This window comes from Streptomyces spororaveus (assembly GCF_016755875.1).
Lineage (GTDB): Bacteria > Actinomycetota > Actinomycetes > Streptomycetales > Streptomycetaceae > Streptomyces > Streptomyces spororaveus.
Genome location: NZ_BNED01000005.1, coordinates 2,597,614 through 2,622,827, shown reverse-complemented (window position 1 = coordinate 2,622,827; position 25,214 = coordinate 2,597,614). Strand labels below are relative to the sequence as shown.

25 protein-coding genes are annotated in these 25,214 nt (G+C 73.9%); 13 read left to right on the top strand and 12 right to left on the bottom strand.

Going from position 1 to position 25,214, the window contains the following annotated elements:
* Positions 1 to 12: 12 nt before the first annotated feature.
* The 3 genes from Sspor_RS13930 to Sspor_RS13920 all read left to right on the top strand — a co-directional run bounded on the left by Sspor_RS13930 (position 13) and on the right by Sspor_RS13920 (position 1,441).
* Positions 13 to 528 (top strand): CinA family protein, encoded by a 516-nt coding sequence (locus tag Sspor_RS13930; protein ID WP_237404309.1) that lies wholly within the window; start codon positions 13 to 15, stop codon positions 526 to 528.
* A gap of 109 nt (positions 529 to 637) precedes the next feature.
* Positions 638 to 1,015 carry a helix-turn-helix domain-containing protein gene (locus Sspor_RS13925; protein WP_202199433.1) on the top strand — a complete coding sequence of 126 codons (378 nt, stop codon included), beginning with the start codon at positions 638 to 640 and terminating at the stop codon, positions 1,013 to 1,015.
* A 144-nt stretch (positions 1,016 to 1,159) separates the two neighbouring features.
* Complete coding sequence (locus Sspor_RS13920; protein WP_202199432.1) at positions 1,160 to 1,441, top strand: hypothetical protein; 282 nt, start codon at positions 1,160 to 1,162, stop codon at positions 1,439 to 1,441.
* Here the strand turns inward: Sspor_RS13920 and Sspor_RS13915 are convergent.
* The 4 genes from Sspor_RS13915 to Sspor_RS13900 all read right to left on the bottom strand — a co-directional run bounded on the left by Sspor_RS13915 (position 1,389) and on the right by Sspor_RS13900 (position 8,851).
* Positions 1,389 to 2,159 (bottom strand): SDR family NAD(P)-dependent oxidoreductase, encoded by a 771-nt coding sequence (locus tag Sspor_RS13915; protein ID WP_202199431.1) that lies wholly within the window; start codon positions 2,157 to 2,159, stop codon positions 1,389 to 1,391. The two genes, Sspor_RS13920 and Sspor_RS13915, sit on opposite strands and share 53 nt — an antisense overlap.
* Positions 2,160 to 2,245: 86 nt before the next feature.
* Positions 2,246 to 3,040, bottom strand: coding sequence for an Fpg/Nei family DNA glycosylase (locus tag Sspor_RS13910; protein ID WP_202199430.1), 795 nt, complete (start codon positions 3,038 to 3,040; stop codon positions 2,246 to 2,248).
* Between the two features lie 394 nt (positions 3,041 to 3,434).
* Entirely contained in the window at positions 3,435 to 4,106 is a 672-nt protein-coding gene (locus Sspor_RS13905; RefSeq protein ID WP_202199429.1) for a hypothetical protein, read from the bottom strand.
* A 155-nt stretch (positions 4,107 to 4,261) separates the two neighbouring features.
* A complete protein-coding gene (locus tag Sspor_RS13900; RefSeq protein ID WP_202199428.1) occupies positions 4,262 to 8,851 on the bottom strand; it encodes an ATP-dependent helicase in 4,590 nt (1,529 codons plus the stop codon).
* 80 nt (positions 8,852 to 8,931) lie between these two features.
* Here Sspor_RS13900 and Sspor_RS13895 point away from each other — a divergent pair, with 80 nt between their 5' ends.
* The 3 genes from Sspor_RS13895 to Sspor_RS13885 all read left to right on the top strand — a co-directional run bounded on the left by Sspor_RS13895 (position 8,932) and on the right by Sspor_RS13885 (position 10,918).
* Positions 8,932 to 9,765 (top strand): AraC family transcriptional regulator, encoded by an 834-nt coding sequence (locus Sspor_RS13895; RefSeq protein ID WP_202199427.1) that lies wholly within the window; start codon positions 8,932 to 8,934, stop codon positions 9,763 to 9,765.
* A gap of 158 nt (positions 9,766 to 9,923) precedes the next feature.
* Complete coding sequence (locus tag Sspor_RS13890; RefSeq protein WP_237404308.1) at positions 9,924 to 10,613, top strand: AzlC family ABC transporter permease; 690 nt, start codon at positions 9,924 to 9,926, stop codon at positions 10,611 to 10,613.
* Positions 10,610 to 10,918 (top strand): AzlD domain-containing protein, encoded by a 309-nt coding sequence (locus Sspor_RS13885; RefSeq protein WP_189972872.1) that lies wholly within the window; start codon positions 10,610 to 10,612, stop codon positions 10,916 to 10,918. Before Sspor_RS13890 ends, Sspor_RS13885 begins: the two co-directional genes overlap by 4 nt.
* On the opposite strand, the gene Sspor_RS13880 is transcribed toward Sspor_RS13885, so the two are convergent.
* Positions 10,887 to 11,954 carry a hypothetical protein gene (locus Sspor_RS13880; RefSeq protein WP_372499748.1) on the bottom strand — a complete coding sequence of 356 codons (1,068 nt, stop codon included), beginning with the start codon at positions 11,952 to 11,954 and terminating at the stop codon, positions 10,887 to 10,889. The two genes, Sspor_RS13885 and Sspor_RS13880, sit on opposite strands and share 32 nt — an antisense overlap.
* Before the next feature lie 81 nt (positions 11,955 to 12,035).
* On the opposite strand from Sspor_RS13880, the gene Sspor_RS13875 reads away from it, so the two are divergent.
* Together Sspor_RS13875 and Sspor_RS13870 are read left to right on the top strand one after the other, a co-directional pair.
* A complete protein-coding gene (locus Sspor_RS13875) occupies positions 12,036 to 12,230 on the top strand; it encodes a DUF3046 domain-containing protein (RefSeq protein WP_202199426.1) in 195 nt (64 codons plus the stop codon).
* 61 nt (positions 12,231 to 12,291) lie between these two features.
* Complete coding sequence (locus Sspor_RS13870) at positions 12,292 to 13,650, top strand: AI-2E family transporter (RefSeq protein WP_237403860.1); 1,359 nt, start codon at positions 12,292 to 12,294, stop codon at positions 13,648 to 13,650.
* 173 nt (positions 13,651 to 13,823) lie between these two features.
* Here the strand turns inward: Sspor_RS13870 and Sspor_RS13865 are convergent, their stop codons facing one another.
* Positions 13,824 to 14,579: a Clp protease N-terminal domain-containing protein gene (locus Sspor_RS13865; protein ID WP_202199425.1), complete on the bottom strand. Its 756-nt coding sequence runs from the start codon at positions 14,577 to 14,579 to the stop codon at positions 13,824 to 13,826.
* A gap of 127 nt (positions 14,580 to 14,706) precedes the next feature.
* Between Sspor_RS13865 and Sspor_RS13860 the strand changes: the two genes are divergently transcribed.
* The 5 genes from Sspor_RS13860 (at position 14,707) to Sspor_RS13840 (ending at position 20,461) form a co-directional block, all read left to right on the top strand.
* A complete protein-coding gene (locus Sspor_RS13860; protein ID WP_202199424.1) occupies positions 14,707 to 15,330 on the top strand; it encodes a class I SAM-dependent methyltransferase in 624 nt (207 codons plus the stop codon).
* Between the two features lie 105 nt (positions 15,331 to 15,435).
* Positions 15,436 to 15,885, top strand: coding sequence for a hypothetical protein (locus tag Sspor_RS13855; RefSeq protein WP_202199423.1), 450 nt, complete (start codon positions 15,436 to 15,438; stop codon positions 15,883 to 15,885).
* Positions 15,886 to 16,129: 244 nt separating this feature from the next.
* Positions 16,130 to 17,245 (top strand): recombinase RecA, encoded by a 1,116-nt coding sequence (gene recA, locus Sspor_RS13850; protein ID WP_202199422.1) that lies wholly within the window; start codon positions 16,130 to 16,132, stop codon positions 17,243 to 17,245.
* 6 nt (positions 17,246 to 17,251) lie between these two features.
* Positions 17,252 to 17,818 (top strand): recombination regulator RecX, encoded by a 567-nt coding sequence (gene recX, locus Sspor_RS13845; protein ID WP_109778225.1) that lies wholly within the window; start codon positions 17,252 to 17,254, stop codon positions 17,816 to 17,818.
* A 90-nt stretch (positions 17,819 to 17,908) separates the two neighbouring features.
* A complete protein-coding gene (locus Sspor_RS13840) occupies positions 17,909 to 20,461 on the top strand; it encodes an FtsX-like permease family protein (RefSeq protein WP_202199421.1) in 2,553 nt (850 codons plus the stop codon).
* A gap of 143 nt (positions 20,462 to 20,604) precedes the next feature.
* On the opposite strand, the gene Sspor_RS13835 is transcribed toward Sspor_RS13840, so the two are convergent.
* The 6 genes from Sspor_RS13835 to Sspor_RS13815 form a co-directional block, all read right to left on the bottom strand.
* Entirely contained in the window at positions 20,605 to 20,994 is a 390-nt protein-coding gene (locus tag Sspor_RS13835) for a rhodanese-like domain-containing protein (RefSeq protein WP_372499749.1), read from the bottom strand.
* Positions 20,991 to 21,539 (bottom strand): cupin domain-containing protein, encoded by a 549-nt coding sequence (locus tag Sspor_RS13830; RefSeq protein ID WP_202199420.1) that lies wholly within the window; start codon positions 21,537 to 21,539, stop codon positions 20,991 to 20,993. Before Sspor_RS13830 ends, Sspor_RS13835 begins: the two co-directional genes overlap by 4 nt.
* A gap of 78 nt (positions 21,540 to 21,617) precedes the next feature.
* A complete protein-coding gene (locus Sspor_RS41565) occupies positions 21,618 to 21,704 on the bottom strand; it encodes a putative leader peptide (RefSeq protein WP_311318651.1) in 87 nt (28 codons plus the stop codon).
* A gap of 32 nt (positions 21,705 to 21,736) precedes the next feature.
* The gene (locus tag Sspor_RS13825; protein ID WP_202199419.1) at positions 21,737 to 23,344 is read right to left on the bottom strand and encodes an FAD-dependent monooxygenase; all 1,608 of its coding nucleotides are present in this window, start codon (positions 23,342 to 23,344) and stop codon (positions 21,737 to 21,739) included.
* Positions 23,345 to 23,582: 238 nt separating this feature from the next.
* The gene (locus Sspor_RS13820) at positions 23,583 to 24,473 is read right to left on the bottom strand and encodes an amino acid ABC transporter permease (protein WP_202199418.1); all 891 of its coding nucleotides are present in this window, start codon (positions 24,471 to 24,473) and stop codon (positions 23,583 to 23,585) included.
* A complete protein-coding gene (locus Sspor_RS13815; protein WP_202199417.1) occupies positions 24,470 to 25,144 on the bottom strand; it encodes an amino acid ABC transporter permease in 675 nt (224 codons plus the stop codon). Before Sspor_RS13815 ends, Sspor_RS13820 begins: the two co-directional genes overlap by 4 nt.
* Positions 25,145 to 25,214 lie beyond the last annotated feature (70 nt).

Sequence of the window (25,214 nt, the reverse complement as noted above, 5' to 3'; positions counted from 1 at the left end):
GCGTCGGGAGCGGTGGATGCGACCGGAGAGGCCGCGGAGGCGCTGCGCCTGCTCGCGGAGAGTGACCAGACCCTCGCCGTGGCGGAATCCCTGACCGGCGGCATGGTGGCCGCCGGGCTCACGGCCGTCCCCGGAGCCTCCCGGTCCTTCCGCGGCGCGGTCACGGCCTACGCGACGGAGATCAAGCACCTGGTCCTCGGGGTGGACGCGGGACTGCTTGAAGCCGAAGGCGCGGTGAACGCGCAGGTCGCGGCCGAGATGGCGGCCGGTGTGCGGCGCGTGATGGGGGCTTCGTGGGGGATCTCGACCACCGGGGTGGCCGGTCCCGAGCCGCAGGACGGGCAGCCGGTGGGCACCGTTTTCGTCGCGGTGGACGGTCCAGGGGGCAGGAAAACGGTCCGTCTGAGGTTGAAAGGCTCCCGCGCGGAAATTCGTAGGGAGAGTGCACGCACAGTGCTCAGGCTTCTCTCGGACCAACTCCGTGAGAATGCGCGGAGGCAGGATACGGAACAGAACGGGGGGATTTGATGTTTGCAGCCCTGAGTGAACACGACATCGCTCCCCGCACGGCCGCGGCGCGAGGCGGTACGGTGGGGCGTGAAGGATGCGGCTACACGGTCAGAGGAGGGAGCCACCGATGATTCTGCTCCGTCGCCTGCTGGGTGACGTGCTGCGTCGGCAGCGCCAGCGCCAGGGCCGTACTCTGCGCGAAGTCTCCTCGTCGGCCCGAGTTTCTCTCGGCTATCTCTCCGAGGTGGAGCGGGGGCAGAAGGAGGCATCCTCCGAGCTGCTCTCCGCGATCTGCGACGCGTTGGACGTACGGATGTCCGAGCTGATGCGCGAAGTCAGTGACGAACTGTCGCTGGCCGAGCTGGCACAGTCGGCCGCGGCAAGCGAACCGGTGAGTGTGCCGGTCCGCCCGATGCTCAATTCGGTCTCCATGGCTTCGGTCACGGGCCCGGAGCGGGTGACCATCAAGGCGCCTGCGGAAGCGGTGAATGTCGTAGCCGCGTGAGCGAGCACGTGCGTGTTTGAGCGTGGCCGGAGCCCCGGCCGGTGCCTGGTGCACCGGCCGGGGCTCCCGGCCGTTCTGGGTGCGGGCGCGCGAGGGGTGCGGGAGGATGGGGGCCGTCCGGGTTCCGGCCCCTGGGAGGCAGTCGTGCGGCGGTCGCTGCGCATACGCATACCCGCGGTGTCGGTCCTCGCGCTGACGGTCGGGGCGCTGTGGTGGTGGGCCGTACTGCGGCTGGTGCTGGTGCCCGCCGAGTCCGGGGCGGTGGAGGGCGCGGTGGCGGTGGGCGGCTGGGGGCTGGGGCTGCTGCCGGTGCACTGTGTGCCGGGCCCGGTGCGCACGGCACGGCGGAAGGCGCTGCGGGCGGCCGACGGGGCTACCAGGGCATGGACACCCCACCGTTCGGGCGAAGGATCTGGCCCGTCATGAAGGACGAGGCGTCCGAGGCCAGGTAGAGCACCGCCCGGGCGATGTCCTCGGGCTCGCCGACCCGGCGCAGCGGGGACATACGGACCATCACGGCCTCGGTCTGCTCCTGGACCTCGGGGCTGTGGCGGCCGGTCATGGGGGTGCGGATCCAACCCGGGGCGACCGCGTTGACGCGTATGCCGTGCGGGCCGGCCTCGGTGGCGAGGGTCTTGGTCAGCTGGACGACGGCGGCCTTGGCGGCGCTGTAGCAGAGCAGGCCGGGCTGGGCGGCGTCCACGGCCCCGGAGGCCATGGTGACGATCGAGCCGGGGCGACCGGCCGCGATCATGGCGCGGGCGGCCTCCTGGCAGGTCCGCAGGACCCCCTTGAAGTTGATGTCCAGGATCCGGTCGAGGTCCTCGTCGGCCGTCTCCAGGACGCTGCTCGTGTGCATGACCCCGGCGATGGCGGCCGTGATGTCGAGCGGACCGGCCGCGGCGACGGCCGTGCGCAGCGCGGCCCGGTCGGTGACGTCGAGGGCGTGGACGGTGGCGGCGCCGCCGGCCTTGGCGACGAGGGCGGCCGTCTCGGCGAGGCCCTGCTCGTCGCGGTCCGCGCAGTGCACGTGCGCGCCCGCCTCTGCGAGCAGCACGGCGGTGGCGCGGCCGATGCCGCTGGCGGCGCCGGTGATCAGGGCGGTGCGGCCGGTGAGGCCGTACGGGGCTGTGGGTGTGGGCATGCCGGGACCGTACGACCGTATCTGACGGACCGTCAATCTGTGGGGCGGGGTCGGTTCGGGTCGGGGGCAGTGGCGGCAGGACACCCCTAGGGTGTGGGGCCCTGCTGGCAGCGGGGGCACCAGTAGGTGGGTCGGCCGTCCTGGGGGGCCTCGCGGACGGGGGTGCCGCAGCGCAGGCAGGGGCGGTGCGCGCGGCCGTAGACGAAGAGGTCCTGGCCGGGGCGGTGGATGCCGGTCGTGTTGCGCGGGCCCGGGCGATCGCCGGTGTTCGCGGACAGCAGCCGGTGGGCGGCGGCGGCCAGCCGGGGGAGGGCGGACTCGGGGAGCGTGCCGACCGGGGTCCACGGGGTGACCTGGGCCAGGAAGCACAGCTCGGACTTGTAGATGTTGCCGATCCCGGCGAGGTTGCGCTGGTCCAGCAGGGCCTCGCCGAGGGCGCGCTCGGGGGCGGCGAGGAGGTGGGCGGCGGCGAGTGCCGGATCCCAGTCCGGGCCGAGGAGGTCGGGGCCGAGGTGGCCCACGGCGCGGTCCTCCTCGGCGGTGCGGATCAGCTCCAGGACGGGGAGCCGGTAGCCGACGGCGGTGTGGTCGGCCGTGCCGAGGACGGCGCGGATCTCGTGGTCCGGGCCGCCGCGCCATTTCTCGCCGGCGGCGAAGACATGCCAGGCGCCGTCCATCCGGAGGTGGCTGTGCAGGGTGAGGCCGCCCTCGAAGCGGGCGAGGAGGTGCTTGCCGCGGGGGGTGACGTCGAGGGTGACCCGGCCGGTGAGGTCGGCGAGGGCGAAGCGGGGGACGCGCAGGTCGCTGCGGGTGAGCGTGCGGCCTGCGAGGGCGGTGTGGAGCCGGGTCGCCGCGCGCCGGATGCTGTCGCCTTCGGGCATGGCTTCATTGTGCCGGTGCCTGCCGGTGCCTGCCGGTGCCTGCCGGTGCCTGCCGGTGCCTGCCGGTGCCTGCCGGTGCGGGTGGGCCGCGGGCCCGTCCTGCCTGCCGGTGCGCGCTGGGGCGGTGCGTCGTGCGGGTTCCCCGGCGCCGGGGCCGGACGGTGTCGCTGCTGGCCCGGCTCACCGTCCGGCGCGGCCCGATCCGCTCCGGGCGGTGCGGGGCGGCGCCCGTGAGGCTGCCCGGCCGAGGGGAGGGGCTCCTCCCGGGGCGCGGGTACCCGCTCGCCGGTGACCTGGCGGCGCAGGCCGGCCGGAGCCCCGACCGTGGCCCGGCCCCGCCGCCCGGGGCAGCGGTCCGGCCTGGCGTGGTGCGGGGCGGGGTTCGGTTACGGGGTTACTTCCAGGCGATGCCCTTGCCCTTGCTCGCCGCGTTGTACGGGTTGCCCCAGTACTCGGCCCCGGCGACCTTCGTCTGGGCCGACGGGGCGAGGGCTATCGCGCAGCTGGTCTGGGTCTGGCCGTTGGCGAAGCCCTTCGGCATGGACTCCTCCTTGCACTTCTCGAACTTGCCGATGACCGCAAGGCTCTGGGCCTCGGTGCCGTCCCCGAGCAGGCCCTTGACGTGGCCGACCGACGCGTACGACATGTCCGTGGTACCGATGTTCTTGACCGTGTAGCGGATGTAGTACGGGACCTTGCCGTTCGCCTTGTCGCCGAGGTTCAGCCCATCCAGGTCGGCGGGCGTGCCCTGCTCGATCGTGGTGACGGTGAGGGCGACCCGGCTGCCCTTGAAGTCGCCGTAGTCGTAGGGGATCTCCGCCGCCTCGCCGATCTTGAAGACCTGGCCGGACTTCGCCGTGCCCGGGGCCCCGGCGGGGGCGGCGCTGCCTCCGGTCGCAGGGCTGGCCGGGGCGCCGGAGGAGGCCGGGGCGCTGCCCGGGGCGGAGGCGGCCGGCTGCGCCGGGAGCTCTTCGTCGCCGTTCTTGCAACCGGTCAGGGCCAGGCTGCCGACGACGGTCAGGGCGACCGCGCCGAGGGTGGTGCTGCGCATGCTGATGGTGCTCATTCTTCTCGTCCCCCATGACTGTGCATTGCCAGTGCAACGCCTGTGATCATCTTGATAAAGGATCAATAAGCGGATCGGCCAGCTCAGAGGCCGTCGGCGACGGCTTTGTGACATGTTCAGGACGTCAGTGGCACAGTCGGGACCGTTTGCGGCTGTCAGGAACGCATGCGCAAACCCCTCGGTGTGGCATGGAAGCCGGCCGCCTCCAGGGCCGGGCCCAGGGGAGAGGTCAGGGCCGCCGCCGCGTTGATCCGTTCCACCGTGAGGGCCGGGAGCGTGCCCGCGCGGGAGGCGGCTGCCAGGGCCGCCGTGGCCGCCCCGAGCCGCGGATCCTCCGGGGCGGGCCAGGCCAGCAGGGTCTTGCCGCCGCGCTCCAGGTACAGGATGAGCTCCCCGTCCACCTGGACCACGAGGGAGCCCGCTTTGCGGCCCGGCTTGTGGGTGGCCCCGGCCGGGGGCTCGGGCCAGGGCAGCGCCGCGCCGTACGCGTTCGCCGGGTCGGCGGCCGCCAGCACCACCGCCGCCAGCGGGGGCGGGGTCCGCTCGGCGGCCCGGAGCCGGTCCACCGCGCCGTCCATCGCGAACTGGGCCGCGCCCAGGCCCTCGACCACATAGCCCCGGCGGGCCTGGCCGCTGTCCTCGAAGGCCGACAGGACGCGGTAGACCGCGCTGAAGCCGCCCTCCACCCCTTCGGCGGCGACCGCCCCGCGGGTCACCACCCCGTGCCGGTCCAGCAGGGTGCGGGCCAGGGCGTGGGCCCGGTGGGTCGGATCGGGGGCCGCGGCCGGCAGCAGGGACCAGCGCCCCGAGACCGTGGGCGGGCCCGTACGGGACACGGTCGCCTGAAGCGTGCCGTACCGGCCGCGGGGGACGGTGCGCCGGGCCCGGTGGGCCGTCGAGCCCGCCGTGCGCCCCGAACCGAGCAGCGAACGCAGCGGGGCCAGGGTGTCGTTGGTGAGCCGGCCCGACCAGGCCAGATCCCATACCGCCTCGGAGAGCGCGATGTCCGACACCTCGGGGAACTCGGCGCGGATCGACTGCGCGATCTGCCGGAAGAACAGCCCGTACCCGCCCGCGAGCGATGCCAGCACCGCCTGGTGGAGGGGGCTCTGCTCCAGCGGGTGCGGCGGCGGCAGGAGCAGCGGCGCCGCCTCCGCCATATAGAGCGAGACCCAGCCGTCCTTGCCCGGGAGGGCTCCCGCGCCCGCCCACACCACCTCGCCCGCGGTGGTCAGTTCGTCCAGCAGACCGGGGGAGTACCCGCTCACGCGCGACGGGAGGATCAGGCGTTCCAGCGCGGAGGCCGGGACCGGGGCCCCCTGGAGCTGCTCGATCGCCCTGGCCAGCCCGTCGAGGCCGCGCAGGGCCCCGCCCAGGTGCTGCCACTGCGGCAGGAAGGTGGCCAGCGAGGTCGGCGGCACCGGTTCCAGCTCCTGGCGGAGCGCGGCGAGGGAACGGCGGCGGAGCCTGCGCAGCACCGTCGCGTCGCACCACTCCTGGCCGATGCCCGCCGGGTGGAACTCGCCCTGCACCACACGGCCGGCCGCGGCCAGCCGGTGCAGGGCGCCCTCGGTCACCGCGGCGCCCAGGCCGAAGCGGGTGGCCACGGCGGCCGTGGTGAAGGGCCCGTGGGTGCGGGCGTACCGGGCGAGCAGGTCCCCGAGCGGGTCCTTGACCGGCTCGGTGAACGCCTCGGGGACGCCGACGGGCAGCGCCGTGCCCAGTGCGTCCCGCAGCCGGCCCGCGTCCTCGATCGCCGCCCAGTGGTCCGCGCCGCCGATCCTGACCGCGATGACACGGCGGGCCCCGGCCAGCTCCTGCGCCCAGGCCGGATCCGCCCCGCGCTCGGTCAGCTGGTCCCGTGTCAGCGGGCCCAGCAGGCGCAACAGGTCGGCCACCGACTCGGGATCCTTGGCCCGCCGGTCCTCGGTGAGCCACTGGAGCTCCCGCTCCAGCTCCTCCAGCACCTGTGCGTCGAGGAGTTCGCGCAGCTCGGCCTGGCCGAGCAGCTCGGCCAGCAGCCGGGAGTCCAGCGACAGCGCGGCCGCCCGGCGCTCGGCCAGCGGCGAGTCCCCTTCGTAGAGGAACTGGGCCACGTACCCGAAGAGGAGGGACCGGGCGAAGGGCGAGGGCTCCGGCGTGGTGACCTCGACCAGCCGGACGCGGCGTGCCTCGATGTCCCCCATCAGCTCGGTCAGGCCGGGCACGTCGAAGACGTCCTGGAGGCACTCCCGTACGGCCTCCAGCACGATCGGGAAGGATCCGAACTCGGATGCCACCTGCAGCAGTTGGGAGGCGCGCTGGCGCTGCTGCCACAGCGGGGTCCGCTTGCCGGGGCTCCGGCGCGGCAGCAGCAGGGCACGGGCCGCGCACTCACGGAAGCGGGAGGCGAACAGCGCCGAGCCGCCGACCTGGTCGGTGACGATCTGCTGGACGTCGCCGCGGTCGAAGGCGACGTCGGCCGCGCCCAGCGGGGCCTTCTCGTCGTCGAACTCGAACGGCTGCGGGGCGGCTGGGTCGTGGTCCAGGAGATCCATGGACAGCAGGTCGGCGTCGGGCAGGCGGAGCACGATCCCGTCGTCGGCGTGCATGACCTGCGCGTCCATGCCGTACTTCTCGGCGAGGCGGGCACCCAGCGCCAGCGCCCACGGGGCGTGCACCTGCGCGCCGAAGGGGGAGTGGACCACGACCCGCCAGTCGCCCAGCTCGTCGCGGAACCGCTCGACCACGATGGTCCGGTCGTCGGGGACGTGTCCGCAGGCCTCGCGCTGCTCGGCGAGGTACGCCGTGACGTTCTCGGCGGCCCAGGCGTCCAGGCCGGCCGCCAGCAGCCGCAGCCGGGCGTCCTCCTCGCTCAGGCCGCCGAGCTCGCGCAGGAACGCGCCGACCGCGCGGCCCAGTTCGAGCGGCCGGCCGAGCTGGTCACCCTTCCAGAACGGCAGCCTGCCCGGCACCCCGGGGGCGGGGGTGACCAGGACCCGGTCGCGGGTGATGTCCTCGATCCGCCACGAGGTGGTGCCCAGGGTGAAGACGTCCCCGACGCGGGACTCGTAGACCATCTCCTCGTCGAGCTCCCCGACCCGCCCGCCGCCCTTCTTGGGATCGGAGCCGGCGAGGAAGACACCGAAGAGCCCGCGGTCGGGGATCGTGCCGCCCGAGGTCACCGCCAGGCGCTGGGCGCCCGGCCGGCCCGTGACCGTCCCCGCCACCCGGTCCCACACCACGCGCGGCCGCAGCTCGGCGAACGCGTCCGACGGATAGCGCCCGGCCAGCATGTCCAGCACCGCGGTGAACGCCGATTCCGGCAGCGCCGCGAAGGGCGCCGCCCGCCGCACCAGGGCGAGCAGGTCGTCCAGCTGCCAGGTGTCCATCGCCACCATCGCGACCAGCTGCTGCGCCAGTACGTCGAGGGGGTTGGCGGGCACCCGGAGCGACTCGATCGCCCCCGTGCGCATCCGCTCGGTGACCACCGCCGCCTGCACCAGGTCGCCGCGGTACTTGGGGAAGACCACCCCGGTGGAGACCGCGCCCACCTGGTGCCCGGCCCGGCCCACCCGCTGCAGCCCGGAGGCCACCGACGGCGGCGACTCCACCTGCACCACCAGGTCCACCGCGCCCATGTCGATGCCCAGCTCCAGGCTGGAGGTGGCGACCACGGCGGGCAGCCTGCCCGCCTTCAGGTCCTCCTCCACCAGCGCCCGCTGCTCCTTGGACACCGAGCCGTGGTGCGCACGGGCCAGCAGCGGCGGGGCGCCCAGGGCGGCGCCCGACTGGGCCATGATCTCGGCCGGGGGCTTGCCCTCCGGCAGCTTCTCGCCCATGGCGCGCTCGTACGCGATCTCGTTGAGCCGGTTGCACAGCCGCTCGGCGAGCCGCCTGGAGTTGGCGAACACGATCGTCGAGCGGTGCGCCTGCACCAGGTCGGCGATCCGCTCCTCCACATGCGGCCAGATCGACGGCTTGTCCCCGCCCTCCTTGCCCTCGGTCGCGGGGGAGCCGCCCAACTCGCCCATGTCCTGCACCGGGACGACCACCGACAGGTCGAACTCCTTGGCCGACGGCGGCTGGACGATCTCCACCTTGCCGCGCGGCGCCAGGTACCGGGCCACCTCGTCCACCGGCCGGACCGTCGCCGACAGCCCGATCCGGCGCGCGGGACGCGGCAGCAGCTCGTCCAGCCGCTCCAGGGACAGGGCGAGATGGGCGCCGCGCTTGGTCCCGGCGACCGCGTGCACCTCGTCCAGGATCACCGTCTCGATCCCGGCGAGGGCCTCCCGGGCCGCCGAGGTCAGCATCAGGAACAGCGACTCCGGCGTGGTGATGAGGATGTCCGGCGGGCGGGTGACCAGCGCCCGCCGTTCGGCGGGCGGGGTGTCGCCGGAGCGGATCCCGACCCGGATGTCCGGCTCGGGCAGGCCCAGGCGGACCGACTCCTGGCGGATCCCGGTCAGCGGGCTGCGCAGATTGCGCTCCACGTCGACGGCGAGGGCCTTCAGCGGCGACACGTACAGCACGCGGCAGCGCTTCTTCGGTTCGGCGGGCGGCGGGGCCGAAGCGAGCCGGTCGAGGGCGGCGAGGAACGCGGCCAGGGTCTTGCCGGAGCCGGTGGGGGCGACCACCAGCACGTCCGAGCCCTCCCCGATCGCCCGCCAGGCGCCCTCCTGCGCGTCGGTGGGCGTGACGAAGGCCCCCGTGAACCACGAGCGGGTCGCGGGGGAGAACGAGTCGAGCGCAGCGCCTGCCATGCCCCCATCGTGCACCCGGCCACTGACAACGGCCCGGACCTGGGCAAACGCGCGTCGGCGAGGGGGCGCAGAATGGGGGGATGGGGACGGACGAGGCCCGCGGGGAGTGGGCACGGCACTGGCAGTACCCGGAACTGCCCGGGCTGGACCTGCTGCGCGCCCACTACGTACGCCACACCTTCCCCCGCCACGCGCACGACGGGTACGTCATCGCGGCCGTGACCGGAGGCGTCGAGGAGGTCGGTCTTCCCGGCCACACCGTGCGCGCCGGCCCGGGCAGTGTGGTCCTGATCAACCCCGAGGTGCCCCACACGGCGCGCGCCGGGGCGCCCGAGGGCTGGGCGTACGCCACCCTCTACCCCTCCGGCGAGCTGATCGCCGAGGTCGCCGAAGAGATCGGCACCCTGCGCGGCACCCCCGGCTTCACCGCCGACATCGTCGCCGACCCGCAGGCCTCGCGCACCATCACCGAGGTGCACCGGGCCGCCGAGGCCGGGAACGCGCTGGCCGCCGACACGCTCCTGCGGGGGGTGGTCGCCCGGATGCTGATCCGGCACGCGGGACCGCTGCCCGCCCGTACGGTCCGTGGCGCGGGCGGCGCCGACGCGGTGGCGGCCCGCGCGGTGCTGCAGGCCCGGATGGCGGACCCGCCGTCGCTGGAGCAGCTCGCGGCGGAGCTGGGCACGAGCCCCTTCGCCCTGCTGCGGGCCTTCCGCGGGCGGTACGGGATGCCGCCGCACACCTGGCTGACCGACGCCCGCGTCCGGCAGGCGCGCAGGCTCCTGGACGCGGGCACGGCGCCCGCGGAGGCGGCCGTCGCCGTCGGCTTCACCGACCAGCCCCACCTGAACCGGCACTTCACCCGCATCGTGGGGGTCCCACCGGGGGCCTACCGGCGGGAGCGGGCCGCCTAGGGGGGTCCGGCCCCCTCTCCCGGATCGTGCCGGGCCCGGACCGGACCGGGACCGGGCCCGGAATGGCCTCCGCGCGCGCAAGAACGTACAAGACCGTTCGGCCCGGCCCCGCGTAGTTTCGGGGCGTGGGAGAGAAGCAGCTGGTCACCGAGCCAGAGATACGAGAGACACCGGCACCCGGGGTACGGCCGCGGGCCGCGGTCGTACGGGACGCGCTGGGGGTCGGCGTCGCCGTCGGCCTGTCCGGGTTCGCCTTCGGGGTGACCGCCGCCGGGGTCGGCATCAGCACCCTGCAGGCCTGTGTGCTGAGCCTGCTCGTCTTCACCGGCGCCTCGCAGTTCGCCCTGGTCGGGGCGCTCGCGGCGGGCGGAAACCCGTTCACCGCCGCCGCCGGGGCCTTCTTCCTCGGGACCCGCAACGCCTTCTACGGGCTGCGCCTGTCGCAGCTGCTCAAGCTGCCCCGCCCCCTGCGGCCCCTCGCCGCGCACTGGGTGATCGACGAGACCACCGCCGTCGCGCTGGCCCAGCCCGACCGGAGGTCGGCCCGGCTCGGCTTCACCGTCACCGGGCTCACCCTCTACGTGCTGTGGAACCTCACCACCCTGCTCGGCGCGCTCGGCGCCGAGGCCATCGGGGACACCAGGGCCTGGGGGCTGGACGCCGCCGGACCCGCCGTGTTCCTGGCCCTGCTGGCACCGATGCTGAAGACCTCCACCGAGCGGGCCGTGGCCGCCCTCGCGCTCGTCCTCGGGCTCGGCTTCCTGCCCGTACTGCCCGCCGGGGTGCCCGTGCTGATCGCGGCCCTGGCCGCCCCCGTCGTGCTGTGGATGAAGGGACGCCGTCCGTGAACGTCTGGATCGCCATCGGCATCACCGTCGTCGGCTGCTACGCCGTCAAGCTCGCCGGGCTGCTCGTCCCCGCCGGGGCCCTGGAACGGCCCCTCGTGCGCCGCCTGGCCGCCCTGCTGCCGGTCGCGCTGCTCGCCGCGCTCACCGCCCAGCAGACCTTCAGCACCGGATCCGCGCTCGTGGTGGACGCCCGCGCCGCCGGACTCGCGGCCGCCGGGCTGGCGCTGCTGCTGCGGGCCCCGTTCCTGGTCGTGGTCGCGGCCGCCGTCGTCGTCACCGCGGGGGTACGGGCCCTGGGAGGCTGACCGTGGCGGTCAGGCGCCCGTAGGCCCGCAGGGTGAGCAGGGCCTCCAGGGTGGCGATCGGCCGCCGCTCCAGCGAGCTCCCCGGCGCCCAGGCCCGCCGGCGCACCGGCCAGCCGCCGTCCGGCTGCTGCTCGGAAGCCAGGAAGTCCAGGGAGCGGCGCATCTCCGCGTCGGTGAACCAGCCGCGGGCCAGGGATTCCGGCCGCCGGGCGAAGTCGTGCGGGTACAGCCGCTCGCCCGGCGCGTAGCCGGCAGCCTCCGGGTACTCCGCCCGCCGCACCGGGTCGAGCACCACCAGCCGCTGCTCGCGCACCAGCCGGCCCAGCCGGTCCGCGGCCGCCGCCGCGCGCGCCCGGTCGGGGATGCCGTCGAGGAAGGCCACCGCGCTCTGGACCTCGTACGGATGCGAGTGATGCAGCGTCTCGACCCGGTCCCAGCAGAAGTCCGTGGCCCGGAAGAGCCAGGCGTGCCAGACCCGGTTGCGGTGCAGTACGCCGACGACCGGGCCCGTGGCCAGCAGCTCGCCCGGCGGGTCGTCGTGCGTCGGGTGGTAGGGGGCCGCGGGGTAGTCGCGGGCGGCCGGGAAGACCACCGGAAGGGCGCCGTCCACGGTGGAGACCCCGGTCAGGTGGCGGCAGAGCCGCTCGATGCGCTGCCCGGCGCAGCGGCCGAGGCTGTCGAGGACGCGGAGCGCGTGCGCGGTGTGCAGGGGCTGGCTGAGCGGACCGCGAAGATCCGGATCGAGTGCGTGACCGTAGCCTCCGTCCGCGTTGAGGTAGGAGCCGAGGGCCGTGTCCACCGGGTCGGCGTCCCCGCCCAGGAAGTGGAACGCGAACCGCCGCTGCTCCAGCACTCGGGCCGTGAGCCAGATGAAACGCTCCGCGCGGTCCAGCGCGGGCAGCGGGTCCGAAGGAGGCCGGGGGGCGGGCGGCGCGGGCGGGGTGTGGGGGGTGTGCGCCGGGGCCTGTGGGGGGCGCGGGGATCGCGGGGATCGCGGGGAATGCGGGCTCTGCGGGGAAGTTTCGTCTCCGGGCATGCGTGCAACGTAGGACGCGGTGACGCGGGGGCGCCGGGCGAACGCCGCCGGTGCACTCTCCCGGGGCGGGATACTGGGGGCATGCGGTTGACGATTTTCTGGGAGCGGATGGCCGAGCACTTCGGCGCCGGCTACGCCGACTCCTTCGCGCGGGACCACGTCATGACCGAGCTGGGCGGCCGGACCGTCCACCAGGCGCTGGAGGCGGGCTGGGAGACCAAGGACGTGTGGCGCGCGGTGTGTTCGGCGATGGACGTGCCGGCCTCGCTGCGCTGACCGTCCGGGTGAGGGGTGCCCCTTGCGCGGCACGGGCCGTCGGTGGGACAGACTTGGCGGTGTGGGAGCCACCGAAGAGACGACCGACCAGCAGCCCGTAGCCGTCCAGGGCGCGCTGCCGCCGCCGCGGGCGGCCGACCAGGGCGCCGCCCCCGCCGGACCGGTCGCCTCCGGCCCGGAACAGGAACCGGAACCGGACCCGGGCGCGCCGGGCACGAGCGCGCCGCCGGGCACGTCGGCGGCCCGGCCCGCCGATCCCGCCTCACCGCAAGGCCCCGCAGGCCCCGGCAGGCCCCCGGCCGGAGCTCCGCCGGCCGGGGGAGAGGAACGCATGCCGCGCTGGCTGCCGCGCGCCGTGGTCCTCGTACTGGCCCTCGTCGCCTGTTTCCAGCTCGGCAGCTGGGCCTTCCACCAGCTGATCGGGCTGCTGGTCAACATCCTGATCGCGTTCTTCCTCGCGCTCGCGATCGAACCCGCCGTCGCCAGGATGGCGGCCGCCGGCATGCGCCGGGGTCTCGCCACCTTCCTGATGTTCAGCGCGGTCGCCGTCGTGACCGCGGGATTCCTCGCGCTGCTGGGCTCCCTGCTCGCCGGGCAGATCGTCGCCATGGTGGAGGGCTTCCCCGGCTACCTCGACTCGGTGATCAACGCGATCAACTCCACCTTCCACACCGAGCTGTCCCGGCTGGAGATCCAGGAGAGCGTGCTGCGCTCCGACTGGCTGCGCAAGTACGTGCAGAACAGCGCGTCCGGCGTGCTCGACGTGTCCGCCACCGTGCTCGGCGGACTCTTCAAGCTGCTGACGATCGGGCTGTTCTCCTTCTACTTCGCCGCCGACGGACCACGGCTGCGGCGCGCGCTGTGCTCCGTACTGCCGCCCGCGAAGCAGGCCGAAGTGCTGCGCGCCTGGGAGATCGCCGTCGCCAAGACGGGCGGATACCTCTACTCCCGCGGGCTCATGGCGCTGATCTCCGGTGTCGCGACCTACATCGTGCTGGCGGTGCTCGGGGTGCCGTACGCGCCCGCGCTCGCCGTGTGGGTGGGGCTGGTCTCGCAGTTCGTCCCCACCATCGGCACCTATCTCGCGGGTGCGCTGCCGGTCCTGCTCGCCTTCACCGTCAATCCCTGGTACGCGCTGTACGTCCTCGTATTCGTCGTGGTCTACCAGCAGTTCGAGAACTACATGCTCCAGCCGAAGCTGACCTCGAAGACCGTCGACATCCACCCGGCGGTGGCCTTCGGGTCGGTCATCGCGGGCACCGCCCTGCTGGGCGCGGTCGGGGCGCTGATCGCGATCCCGGCCGTCGCCACGCTGCAGGCCTTCCTGGGCGCGTACGTCAAGCGCTACGAGCTGACGCGGGACGCGGACTCCTCCACTTCCCGTCCCCGCCGCCGAGTACGGCTGCCAAGGCTTCGGTGACGGCCGCCCCGGCGGCCCCGTGGTTGCGTCAGTCGTTCGCAGGGCGCCAGGGCCGAGGCGGAAACGCAGGCGCCGCTCGCTGCGGAAGCGAGCGGCAGGTGCGGTACGCCCGGGCCGGGTACCGGCCGGCGCGTACGTCAAGCGCTACGAGCTGACGCGGGACGCGGACTCCCCTACTTCCCGTCCTCGCCGCCGAGTACGGCTGCCAGGGCTTCGGTGACGGTCGCCTCGGCGGCGGCCTTGTCCAGGCCGAGGCCGCTCAGCAGGCCCTCGCCGTTCTCCAGCTCCAGGAGCGCGAGCAGGATGTGCTCGGTGCCGACGAAGTCGTGGCCCAGGCGCAGGGCCTCGCGGAAGGTCAGCTCCAGGGCCTTCTTCGCCGAGGCGTCGAAGGGGACGAGGGCGGGGAGCTCGGCCTGGGCCGGCGGGAGTGCGGCGGTCGCGGCGGCCCGTACGTCGTCCGGCGAGACCTCCTGGGCTCGCAGGACGAGCCCCGCGAGGCCGTCGGCCTCGGCCATCAGGCCCAGGACCAGGTGCTCGGTGCGGATCTCGGTGTTGCCGGCGGCGCGGGCCTCGTTCTGCGAGGTCACGACCACGTTGCGGGCGCGGGGGGTGAAGCGGCCGAAGCCCGCGTTCGGGTCGAGGCCGCCGGCTCCCTCCTTGTCCGCCTTGGGTACGAAGCGCTTCTGGGCCGCCTGGCGGGTGACGCCCATGCTGCGGCCGATGTCGGTCCAGGAAGCTCCGGAACGGCGGGCCTGGTCGACGAAGTGGCCGATGAGGTGGTCCGCGACGTCCCCGAGGGCCTCTGCCGCGACGACGGCGTCGCTGAGCTGCTCCAGGGGGTCGGTGTGGACCTTGTTGATGGCCTCGATCAGGTCGTCGAGGCGTACCGGATTGGTCATGCGAACGGGTTCCACCGAAGGGTTCGTCATAGAGGCAACCCTAGGTTGACACTTCGGCGAGTGTCAACCCTGGGTTGTCAGTTGGTGGGGTGTCGTGGGCAGGGGGGCGCGGTGCCATCCTGAGGGGGAAGGAAGGGTGCGAGACGCGGAGGCGGGCATGGGGTTCTACGCCGAGCAGGCGCTGCCGCGGATCCTCGACGTCGCCTGCGGGGCCAGGATGGCCCGGCCGCTGCGCCGCCGGGTCTGCGGCGGGCTGGTGGGCGAGGTCGTCGAGATCGGCTTCGGCACGGGACACAACGTCCCCTTCTATCCGCAGGGCGTCACGGGCGTGTCGGCGGTCGAGCCGTCCGACGTCGCCTGGCGGCTGGCCGCGGAGCGTGTACGGAACGCCCGCGTCCCGGTGCGCCGGGCCGGCCTGGACGGCCAGTCGCTGCCCTTCGGCGACGACGTCTTCGACTCTGCGCTGTCCACCTGGACGCTGTGCACCATCCCGGACGCCGTCGCCGCACTGCGCGAGCTGCGCCGCGTACTCAGACCCGGCGGAACGCTGCACTTCGTCGAGCACGGGATCGCCCCCGAGGGCGACCGGCGCGTGCGCCGCCTGCAGCGACGGCTCGAACCGCTGAACAAGCGGCTCCTGGGCGGCTGCCACCTCACGCGCTCCGCCCCGGACCTGCTGGCGGCGGCGGGATTCACGATCACCGCCCTCGACGTCTTCTACGAGGAGGGCGCGCCGAAGTTCCTGGCCGCCGAATCCCTCGGGACGGCGGTCTCCCGCTGACCGGCGACCCGTCACGAAACCGTCACGAGCGGCACGGGACCGGAGCGGCCCTGACAGCATCGGTCGGAACCGGTCCAGGGGGGTCCAGGTTCCATGAGATTCCGTGTGCGTGTCCCCGCGGCGACCCGCGTCACCGTCACCGTCGCAGCCGTCACGCTGGCGCTGGGAGGCTGTTCCCAGACCCCGGGCGAGCGCTTGGAGGAGTGGTACGGCTCGGGCGGCGAGGCCCAGATCAGGAAGCTGAACGAGGACGCCGGCCGGGTCAACGAAGTGAGCATGCGCACGATCGACGTCCAGGGTCCCGCCTGCTGGGACCTGCTGGCCCAGACCGCCAAGGCCGAGAAGCTCGACCCGATCCCGGACGAAGGCGCCCAGCGGTACTGGAAGGAGGCCCTCGGCGGATTCAGGCGGGGAGCGGCCGAGTGCGCCGACGGGGCCGCGAAGAACGAGGAGGGCCAGGTCTCCCGGGGTATCAGGGCGGTCCAGACGGAGGGCCTCCCCAAACTGGTGAGCACGGTCACGCTGATCAAGGCGGGCCTGGCCGCGGCCAAGTGACCCGGCCCCGTCGCCGGGCCGGGAACCGTGTCGAGCCCGGCGTGGGGCGCCGCGCGGTCACGGGCGAGGACGACGGGCAGCCCGGTACCCGCGCAGGTGGGGGCGGGGTGGGCGTGGCGCGCTTGACAGGGAAATCGAACATCCATTCTGATGAGTTATCCACAGCCGAAACGCTCGTGGAGGCGCATTGTCAGTGGCAGGCATTAGCGTCAGTGACGTGAAGCGATCGACTCAAGCAAACCGGGTGGAACCCATGGCAGGCACCGACCGCGAGAAGGCCCTCGACGCCGCTCTCGCACAGATTGAACGGCAATTCGGCAAGGGTGCGGTCATGCGCCTCGGCGACAAGCCGAACGACCCCATCGAGGTCATCCCGACCGGGTCGACCGCGCTGGACATCGCCCTCGGCGTCGGCGGGCTGCCCCGCGGCCGTGTGATCGAGGTGTACGGCCCGGAGTCCTCCGGTAAGACGACCCTGACCCTGCACGCCGTGGCCAACGCACAGAAGGCCGGCGGCACGGTCGCCTTCGTGGACGCCGAGCACGCGCTCGACCCCGAGTACGCGAAGGCACTCGGTGTCGACACCGACAACCTCATCCTGTCGCAGCCGGACACCGGCGAGCAGGCGCTGGAGATCGTGGACATGCTGGTCCGCTCCGGTGCCCTCGACCTCATCGTCATCGACTCCGTGGCGGCCCTCGTGCCGCGTGCGGAGATCGAGGGCGAGATGGGCGACTCGCACGTCGGTCTCCAGGCCCGACTGATGAGCCAGGCCCTCCGGAAGATCACCGGTGCGCTCAACCAGTCCAAGACCACCGCGATCTTCATCAACCAGCTCCGCGAGAAGATCGGCGTGATGTTCGGCTCGCCCGAGACCACCACCGGTGGCCGCGCGCTGAAGTTCTACGCCTCCGTGCGTCTCGACATCCGCCGCATCGAGACCCTCAAGGACGGCACGGACGCGGTCGGTAACCGCACCCGCGTCAAGGTCGTCAAGAACAAGGTCGCGCCCCCGTTCAAGCAGGCCGAGTTCGACATCCTCTACGGCCAGGGCATCAGCCGCGAGGGCGGTCTGATCGACATGGGCGTGGAGCACGGCTTCGTGCGCAAGGCCGGCGCCTGGTACACGTACGAGGGCGACCAGCTCGGCCAGGGCAAGGAGAACGCCCGTAACTTCCTGAAGGACAACCCCGACCTCGCCAACGAGATCGAGCGGAAGATCAAGGAGAAGCTGGGCGTGGGTGTCCGCAAGGACGCCGCCGAAGCCGGCGCGGACGCGGCCGACGCCGCAGCCACCGCCGTGCCCGCCCCGGCAACGAAGGCCAAGACGACGGCCAAGGCCGCCGTGGCCAAGAGCTGACCCGTCGTGCGGGAGCAGGAAGGGGGCGGCGAGCGCCGAGGCGGCCGTGAGGGCCGTTCGGAGCTGCCGCCCCAGAGCCCCGAGGAGCAGGCGCGGGCGATCTGTCTGCGCCTGCTCACCGGGAGCCCGCGTACCCGGCGCCAGCTCGCGGACGCCCTGCACAAGCGGGGCATCCCCGAGGAGGTGTCGCAGCAGGTCCTCTCCCGGTACGAGGAGGTGGGCCTGATCGACGACGCGGCCTTCGCCGGAGCATGGGTCGAGTCCCGGCACCGCGGCCGGGGCCTGGCCCGCCGGGCGCTGGCCCAGGAGCTCCGGACCAAGGGGGTGCACGCCACCCTCGTGGAGGAGGCCCTGGAGCTGCTGGACTCCGACCAGGAGGAGCAGACCGCCCGGGAGCTCGTGGAGCGCAAGCTCCGCTCCACCCGTGGCCTGGAGCGGGACAAGCGGATCCGGCGCCTCGCCGGGATGCTCGCCCGCAAGGGATACCCGGAAGGCATGGCCCTGCGGGTGGTGCGCCGCGCGCTGGAGGCCGAGGGCGAGGACGCCGACGACCTCGGGTATCCGGGGGAGTGAGCCGGTGGGCCCGGGGTGGGGGTAGCCCCCGGGACCGGACGCCGGGGCGCGCCAATGTCAGGCGCCGGGCGCGGCGGCAGAGTTGGCCGCATGATGCTGCGTTACGCCCTTCAGACCGTCAGGGACCGCAAGGCCGGTTTCCTCGGCGCCTTCGTCGCACTGCTGTGCGCGGCCGCCCTCGTCACCGCCTGCGGGACGCTCCTGGAAACGGGACTCCGCGGAAAGATCGGCACCGAGCGCTACGCGGCCACACCGATCCTCGTCTCCGCCGACCAGAACGTCCACGCGACCACGGTCAAGGAGAAGAAGGGCGGACGCACCAAGACCAAGCACAAGGCCAAGCCCGTCGCCGAGCGGGCCTGGCTCCCCGCCGCCACCGTGGACACCGTCCGCGCCGTGCCCGGCGTCGCACGGGCCGTCCCCGAGCTCACCTTCCAGGCCGTCCCCCTGGTCAGGACTCCCGGGAAGCCGGTGCCCGCCTACGGGCACGCCTGGACCTCCGCCGCCCTGACCCCCTTCACCCTCACCGAGGGCCGCGCCCCGCAGAACGGCGGCGAGATCGTCGTCGACCGGGCGCTGGCCGCCCGCGCCGGTCTGAGGCCCGGCTCCGAGCTCGCCGTGCAGTCCACCGGCGAACCCCGCACCTACCGGGTCAGCGGGGTCGCGAAGACGGACCGCGGCGACCTCTCCCGCCAGAGCGCGCTCTTCTTCGGCGACGACGAGGCCCGGCGGCTCGCCGCCCGCGACGGCCGGGTCAGCGCCGTCGGAGTACTGCCCGCACCGGGCGTCAGCACCACCGAGCTCGCCGCCCGGGTCGAGCGGGCGCTGCAGGGCACCACCGCGCAGGTCGCCACGGGCGACGAGCGCGGCCCCGTCGAATGCCTCGACGCCGCCGGCGCCCGCATCAAGCTGGTCTCCATGGGCGGCGCGATGGGCGGCACCTCGCTGCTCGTCGCGATCCTCGTGGTCGTCGGCACCTTCGCGCTCTCCGTCCGGCAGCGCTACCGCGAACTCGCCCTGCTGCGGGCCATCGCCGCCACCCCCGGGCAGCTGAGCCGCATGATCGGCCGGGAGGCGCTGCTCGTCGGCCTCGCCGCCGGCGTCGCCGGGGCGCTCGCCGGGCTGCCGCTCGCCGCCTGGCTGCACGGCCGGTTCGTCGACAGCGGGGTCGTCCCCGCCACCCTGGAACGCACCGCAGGCATCTTCCCGATGGGCGCGGCCGTCGCCGCCAGCCTGCTCGGAGCCTGGGCCGCCGCCCGGATCACCGGCCGCCGGATCGCCCGGATCCGCCCGGCCGAGGCGCTCGCCGAAGCCGCCGTCGAGCGGGGGCGGCCCGGCTGGATCCGCAGCGTGCTCGGCGTGCTGCTGCTGGCGGGCGGGGCCGTGCTGGTCGTCGTACTCGGCTCGCTGCGCACCGAGCCGGCGTCCACCCCGGTCACCTTCCTCGCGGTGGTGGTACTGGCCGGGGCGGTCTCGCTGCTCGGCCCGCCGCTCGTACGGGGCGCCACCGCGCTGCTCGCCGGCCCCCTGCGGCTGGCCGGCCCGGGCGGCCACATGGCCACCGCCAACCTGCGCGGGAACGCCACGCGGATGGCCTCCGCCGTCACCCCGCTCGCCCTGCTGATCGGCATGACCTGCACCGTGCTCTTCATCACCCCGACGCTCGGGGACGCCGCCCGGGCCCAGGCCCGCGAAGGGATCCGGGCCCCGTGGGTACTGGCCGCGCAGGGGCCCGGCGTCACGCGGGAGGCAGGCGAGCGGATCCGGCGTACCCCGGGGGTCACGGCGGCCACCGAGATCGTGCACACGTCCGTGCGGGTGGGCCTGACGAAGTACGCCGCGCAGGGCGTGACCCCGGCCGGGCTGACCCGTACCTGGGACCCCGAGGTCACCGGGGGCGGCCTGGACGGCTTCGGCGAGGGCAGCGCGGCGGTCAGCGAACTCGCCGCCGACCAGCTGGGGTTGAAGCCGGGGAGCCCGCTGAAGCTGACGCTGGGGGACGGCACCCCGGTCACGCTGACGGTCTCGGCCGTGTACGCGCGGGGGCTCGGCTTCGGCGATCTGACGCTGCCCCACGGGCTGGTGGCCGCGCACGCGGACAATCCCCTGGCCGGCAGCGTGCTGGTGGCGACGGAACCGGGTTCGGGAGCCGGGCGGGAGGAACTGGCCGCGGCGGTGGAGGCGTTCCCGGGTGTACGGGTGCTCTCCGCGGCGGACGCCGACGCGGCGCGGGTACAGCGCCAGGACGACGCGTCGGAGATCAACCTGCTCGCGATGGGGCTGGTGCTGGCCTTCACCGCGATCGCGGTGGTGAACACGCTCGCGATGTCGACCGCCGAGCGGTTCCGGGAGTTCGCGATGCTGCGGCTGGCCGGGGCGAAGCGCCGTCAGGTGCTGCGGATGCTGCGGACGGAGGCGCTGGCGGTGGTCCTGATCGGGACGGCACTGGGATCGGGGATCGCGCTGGCGGTCCTGACCGCCTTCAGCGTGGGCATGACGGGGGCGGCGGCGCCCGCGGTGCTGCCGGTGGCCTACGCGGCGGTGGTGGGGGTGGCCGGGGTACTGGCCCTGGCGGCCACCGCCCTCCCGGGCCGGGTGGCGTTGCGCGTACCGCCGGTGGACGTCGCCACGGCGAAGGGGTAGTCCGGCCCGCCCGGCCCGCCCGGCCCGCCCGGCCCGCCCGGCCCGCCCGGCCCGCCCGGCCCCCACGCCTCTCACGCCGGCGGGGCTGGATCGTCCTTCCCGTCCGGCGTGTGAGGACCGGGTCCGGGCGGAGCCGGGGGAGCTCAGGCGGGTGTGACCGGGAGGCCCGCCGACTTCCAGGCCTGGAAGCCGCCCGTCAGGTCCGTCGCGCGGTGCAGGCCCAGGGCGTGGAGCGAGGCCGCGGCGAGGCTGGACGCGTAGCCCTCGTTGCAGATCACCACCACCTGGAGGTCGTGGCCCGTGGCCTGCGCCGCGCGGTGGCTGCCCTGCGGATCCAGCCGCCACTCCAGTTCGTTGCGCTCGACCACCAACGCTCCCGGGATCAGCCCGTCCCGCTCGCGCAGCGCCTGGTAGCGGATGTCCACCAGGAGGGCCCCGGCGCGGGAAGCGGCGTACGCCTCCCGCGCGTCCACGCGGGTGTAGCCGGCGCGGACCCGCTCCAGCAGTTCGTCGATGCCGATCGGGGCGCTCACTGCCAGTCCGCCGGACGCTCGACCTGCTCCAGGCGGAGAACCGGGCCGCTGCGGCTGTAGCGGCGGATCAGCGGGAGCGGCGGATAGTAGGCGTGCACGGAGATCGCGTGCTCGGCCGGCGACTCGTTGAGGACCTCGTGCACGTGGTGCTCCCGGAAGGCGCGCCCCGAACCCGCGCCCAGCGTGCGGTGGCGGTCGACGTCAGGGGCCAGTTCCAGGGACTTCCAGCCCTCGGAGGGCAGGCGCACGGTCAGCGAGTGCTCGGTGAGCCGGCCCCGGGCCGTGGCGAACGCGCCCCGGGATTCGGCGTGGTCGTGCCAGCCGGTGCCGGTGCCCGGCGGCCAGCCGATCAGCCAGGCCTCACTGCCGCCCGGCCCCTCCAGCCGGATCCAGGTGCGGCCCTCGGGGTCGAGCGGCAGCGAGGACACGATCGCGGGGTCCGCCGCCGTGCGGAGGGCGAAGTCGAGGAGTTCGGCGGCCGAGGGCCCCCCGGCCGCCGGCAAGGACTCCGGGGCGTACGAGGGTGCGGATGCGGGTGCAGACATGAAAGGAGACCATTCCTGGGTTCGCGGAGGTGCGCGCAGGCCGGTGGACGGCACGGGGCGCGCGGCGGGAAGGGCGAATCAGCAGGAAGGGCGACACACGCAGCCCGCGTAGCGGAGCAGGTCCATATGGACCCTCCGCCACAGGCGTACGTCGTTGCCGGTCATTCCGCGAGTGAACCACGGAGTCCCGGAGACGGTCAATCGATCACCACGGTCGGTGTCGGTGCCGGCGCGGGCGCCGGTGCCGCCGTGGAGGGTGTCGGCTTCGGCACCCGGGACGCGGGCGCGCCCGCCCGGACCGCGTCCGCGGCCTCGTACAGCTCCGCCGGGCGGACCCCCGCGAAGGTCGCCGCCAGGTGCCCGTCCGGCCGGACGAGCAGCACGGTGTGCGCCGGAGCCCCCGGGTAGCGGTCCGCGACCAGCAGGTCGGTACGGACCGGCAGGGCGCTCACCGCCGCCGCCAGACGGGGCATCAGCCCGGCGCCGAGCCAGTGGCGCCGGTCCCAGACCCCGGTGCCGGGAGCCACCAGCACCACCAGCAGCCGCCCCTGCCCGAGCAGGTCCCGCAGGGGCACGGTCGCCCCGTCCGGCGCGGTCACCGGGACGTTCGCGACCGGGCCGCCCGGCTCCGTGGCCGTCGGCACCTCCCGGACGGCGACCGGCGGGGCGTACGCGGGTTCCGCGCCCAGCGGCCCGCGCCCCAGGTGGCCGTCGGTGAGCAGGGACTGGGCGCTGCGTGCGGCGCCGGGGAGGTAGGTGCGCAGGCCGCCCCCGGCCCGCAGCGACGGCATCGCCTGGTCGGCCGCGCGCAGCCGGGAGGCGACCGCGGTGCGCCGCTCGGCCTCGTAGCTGTCGAGCAGGGCGTCGGAGGCCCCCTGGTGCCAGGCCAGGGAGAGCTTCCACGCCAGGTTCTCGGCGTCGCGCAGCCCCTCCTCGACCCCCTGGGTGCCGAGCGCGCCCAGCAGGTGCGCGGCGTCTCCGGCGAGGAAGGCGCGGCCGTCACGCCAGCGCCGGGCGAGACGGTGGTGCAGCGTGTGGACCCCGGTGTCGATGAGGTCGTACGGGGGTGTCGTGCCGCCGCACCACGCGGCAAGCGTGTCGCGGATCAGGGTCACCAGCGCGTCGGGCGTCACGAGCTCCCCGCGCGGCGGGAGCAGCCAGTCCAGCCGCCACACCCCGTCGCGCAGCGGCCGGGAGGTGACCTCCTGCGGCGGGCTGCGGTGCAGCAAGGCCTCGCCGGGCCAGGGCAGTTCGGTGCGCAGAGCGGCCACGGCGTGCCGTTCGACGGCGGTACGGCCGGGGAAGCGGATGCCGAGCAGTTTGCGCACGGTGGAGCGGGCGCCGTCGCAGCCGACCAGGTAACTCCCGCGCCACCAGGTGGTCTCGGCACCCCGCGTGTGCGCGGTGATGCCCCGGCCGTCCTGCTCCAGGGCGTCGAGTTTGCTGTCGGTGATCAGCTGGACGAGCGGGTGGGCCGCGGCGGCGTCGCGCAGTCCGCGCGTCAGCGCGTGCTGCGGCACGTGCAGCGGGGCCGGGTGGTCCTCGAAGGTGATCCGCCGGTCGGGCCGGCTCCGGCGCATGGTGCGCCAGGCGGCGAAGTACGCCCCCTCGTCGCGCAGCGTCCTGCAGCCCAGCCGGTGCGCCATGGCGGTCGATTCGGCGTGCAGGACGACGGTACGGGCCGGGCGGACCTCCTCCTTGCCGGGCCCCTCGTCGAGCACGACGGAGGGCACGCCGGCGCCCGCCAGGGCGAGCGACAGGGACAGCCCGACGGGCCCCGCGCCCACGACGATCACCGGGTCCATGGCGCGGCTCCCGATGTCCGGTATGTGATCACAGAACGTATGCAACCCACTGTAGGTGCCCGCGTCAAGTGACACCGGTCGGCCGGGCGGTATCCGGTGCGGCGAGTTCTGCCGGCGGCCCGGATCGACCGCCACAACGCGGTGTGGTGCGGCGGATGAGTTCCGCCGCACCACACAGGCTACGCACTACGCATGACCGTACGCCGGTCGGCCACGGCTCCCCGAACCGGGAGGGCCGTCAGATCCCGCCCGAGTTCGCCCCGGTGGCCATGTCGTTCACATCATTGACGCCGACCACCGCACCGGTGCTCTTCTTCGACTTCCGCAGCCGGCCTTCCAGCAGGGAGGCGGACGAGGTGAGGGCGAAGTTCACGGCGATGTAGATCAGCGCGATCACGACGAGGGTCGGGATGGTGTTGCTGTAGTTGGCCGAGATCTGCCGGTTCGCCGACAGCAGTTCCGCGAAGCCCAGCAGGGCGCCGCCGATCGCGGTGTCCTTGAGGATCACCACGAGCTGGCTGACCAGGGCCGGCAGCATCGCCGTCACCGCCTGCGGGATCAGCACGTACACCATCGTCTGGCCCTTGCGCATGCCGATCGCCTTGGCGGCGTCGCTCTGGCCGTGGGGCAGGGAGAGCACACCCGCCCGGACGATCTCGGCGATGACGGCCGAGTTGTAGAGGACCAGGCCCGTGACCACGGCCCAGAAGGGCCGGGTGTCGGAGGGAACGTCCAGGAACCGCGGCGCCATCAGCGCGCTGCCGAACAGCATCAGCATCAGGACCGGGATGGCACGGAAGAACTCCACCCATGCGCCGACCGGTCCCCGCACCCACGCGTGGTCCGACAGCCGGCCGATGCCCAGCAGCGCGCCGAACGGGAGGGCGATCAGCATGGACAGGGCGCCGGCCTTGAGCGTCTCCAGCAGGCCCGGCAGCAGGTATGTCGTCCAGACCTGGCTGTCGGTGACGAACGGCGTCCACTTGTCGGCGTCCAGCTGGCCCTTCTCGCCCATGAGGGACAGCGCCCACCACAGGACGAGCCCGAACAGCACGACGAAGATCCCGCTGTAGATCCAGTTGCGCACCTTGGCCTTGGGGCCGGGGGTGTCGTACAGCACGGAGCTCATCGCTTCACCGCCACTCGCTTGGCGACCCAGCCCAGCAGAAGACCGGTGGGCAGGGTCAGAAGGACGAAACCGAGGGCGAAGATCGCGAAGACCGCGAAGAGCGCCTGCGGCTCGTTCTCGAGCATTTCCTTCATCAGCAGGGCCGCCTCGGCCACGCCGATGGCCGCTGCCACCGTGGTGTTCTTGGTGAGCGCGATCAGTACGTTGGCGAGCGGTGCGACGACCGCCCGGAAGGCCTGGGGGAGCACGATCAGGGTGAGCACCTGGAAGAAGCTCAGTCCCAGCGCGCGGGCCGCCTCGGCCTGGCCGACGGGCACGGTGTTGATGCCGGAGCGCAGGGCCTCGCAGACGAAGGTCCCGGTGTACGCGATGAATCCGAGGACCGCGAGCCGGAAGCCGATCTCCTTGAACGTGCTGCCGCCCAGGGCGATGCCGAGGGTCTGGTTGAGTCCCAGCGAGCAGCCGATGATCAGCAACGTCAGCGGGGTGTTGCGCACCAGGTTGACGTAAGCGGTGCCGAAGCCCCGCAGCAGCGGGACCGGGCTGACCCGCATCCCGGCCAGGGCGGTGCCCCAGATCAGGGATCCGGCCGCCGAGTAGAGGGTGAGCTGAACCGTCACCCAGAAGGCTCCGAGCACGTCGTACTGCCCGGAATCAAGAAAATCGAACACGATGCCCTGCGCTCTCCCCAGGATGGCCGGTGAGGTGCGCCGCCGCCCGCGGCAGGCGGGCGGCGACGCT